The sequence below is a fragment of the Candidatus Aminicenantes bacterium genome (assembly GCA_026393795.1).
Classification (GTDB): Bacteria; Acidobacteriota; Aminicenantia; order UBA2199; family UBA2199; genus UBA2199.
Window position 1 is genome coordinate 1 of sequence record JAPKZL010000011.1, and the last position, 1,612, is coordinate 1,612.

Annotated in this window: 2 protein-coding genes; one reads left to right on the top strand and one right to left on the bottom strand. The window is 48.3% G+C overall.

The window, feature by feature from the left end; translation table 11 throughout:
• Nucleotides 1-1,098, top strand: a 1,098-nt coding sequence (locus NTW95_00525; GenBank protein MCX6555910.1) for an acyl-CoA dehydrogenase family protein, incomplete at its 5' end; no start/stop codon positions are given.
• Between the two features lie 148 nt (nt 1,099-1,246).
• Here the strand turns inward: NTW95_00525 and NTW95_00530 are convergent.
• Nucleotides 1,247-1,414, bottom strand: coding sequence for a hypothetical protein (locus tag NTW95_00530; GenBank protein ID MCX6555911.1), 168 nt, complete (start codon nt 1,412-1,414; stop codon nt 1,247-1,249).
• Between the last annotated feature and the right edge of the window lie 198 nt (nt 1,415-1,612).

A 1,612-nucleotide genomic window follows, 5' to 3' on the forward strand; every position in this document is an offset into this window, starting at 1 on the left:
AGCTTCCGGAAATTTCTTGAGAAGGAAATTATCCCTCATATCGAGGAATGGGAAGAAGCGGGTATCGTGCCGCGCAGCGTCTGGAAAAAAATGGGAAAAGAGGGCTTTCTCTGCACGGGCGTACCTGAGCGGTACGGCGGCCCCGGCGCTGATTTCCTCTATGCGGTTATCATTATTGAAGAGTTGGCAAAGAGTAATTTCACCGGCCTGGGCGTCCGGCTGCACAGTGATGTTGTAACGCCGTATATTCTGGATTATGCCACGGAAGAGCAGAAACAAAAATATATCCCCGGATGCGTCGCCGGCGATATCATCACCGCCATCGGCATGACGGAGCCCAATACCGGCAGCGATCTGGCGGCGATCCGGACAACTGCCGTGAAAGACGGCAGCGAAATCGTCATAAACGGTCAAAAGACGTTTATCAGTAACGGAATCAACTGCGATCTGATTATCCTGGCCGCCAGAGATCCGGCTGAGACAACCCCCCACAGCGCCATTGATCTCTATCTGGTGGAAGCCGGTACACCGGGTTTTGAAAAAGGAAGGCGCATCAAAAAAGCCGGCTGGCATGCCCAGGATACGGCGGAACTTTTTTTCTCAGATTGCCGGATTCCTCAAGGGAATCGGCTTGGCGAAAAGGGAACAGGCTTTAAAAAATTGATGAATCATCTCCAGCCGGAGCGTCTGGTCGTTGCGATCGGCGCCGTCGCTGCCGCGGAATTCATGCTGGGGGAAACCATTTCATACGTTAAGAATCGTGAAGTTTTCGGGAAGCCCGTTGCCAGATACCAGCATACCAAATTTGAGATTGCGGAAATGGCTACAGAAATCAAACTGGGTCGGACCTACATCGATAAACTGATTATGGATCACATGGAAGGAGCGGATATCGTAACGGATGTTTCCATGGCAAAATACTGGACCACCGAAATGGCTTTTCGCGTGGCTGACCGGTGCATGCAGCTTTTTGGCGGCTACGGCTACTGTGAGGAATATCCCATCGCCCGCGCCTGGCGGGACATCCGGGTCAACCGCATCCTGGCGGGTACAAATGAAATCATGAAAATCGTCGTGGCCAGAAATCTGGGGTTATAATACAGGGGAACTCATTATTTTGTCCCTATACTTCTCCAACGAAGGGGCACTTTCTTGCCAAATATGTCTAAACAAATACCTGAAAACACTTGACTATGCGGTGTAAAAGGATTACTTACTCCGCAAAAGTTCCGTTGGTCATTCCTTTTTAAACCATTCTTCTAAAATGCACAAAGAGAACAGTGATGGTTCTTAAATTTCTTCTCTGATTCCACATAAGGGTTCCGTCTCCACCAGCTTTCCCGTCATTTATTTTGTTTTTAAAACAGCCCGGCATGAACACATCGTGATGGATCGAGAAAGCTTCACCAGCCATTCTATTTTAAGGAATGTAATGACAAAAAAATACTACGCCCACACAAAAGAAGGACGCCCGCCGGAGGAATGGCAGCCGATTGATGAACATCATCAAGCCCCTCGCGGCAGCGTATTTTGATACAACCCAATAGTAGTCAGATGTGAAAATATGCGAATAAGAAAAGCTTCATTATTACATGTTGTTTTAGATGTTGAG

Coding starts and splice junctions, on each gene's coding strand:
- NTW95_00530 (MCX6555911.1), bottom strand. CDS start 1,414: ATGGCTGGTGAAGCTTTCTCGATCCATCACGATGTGTTCATGCCGGGC.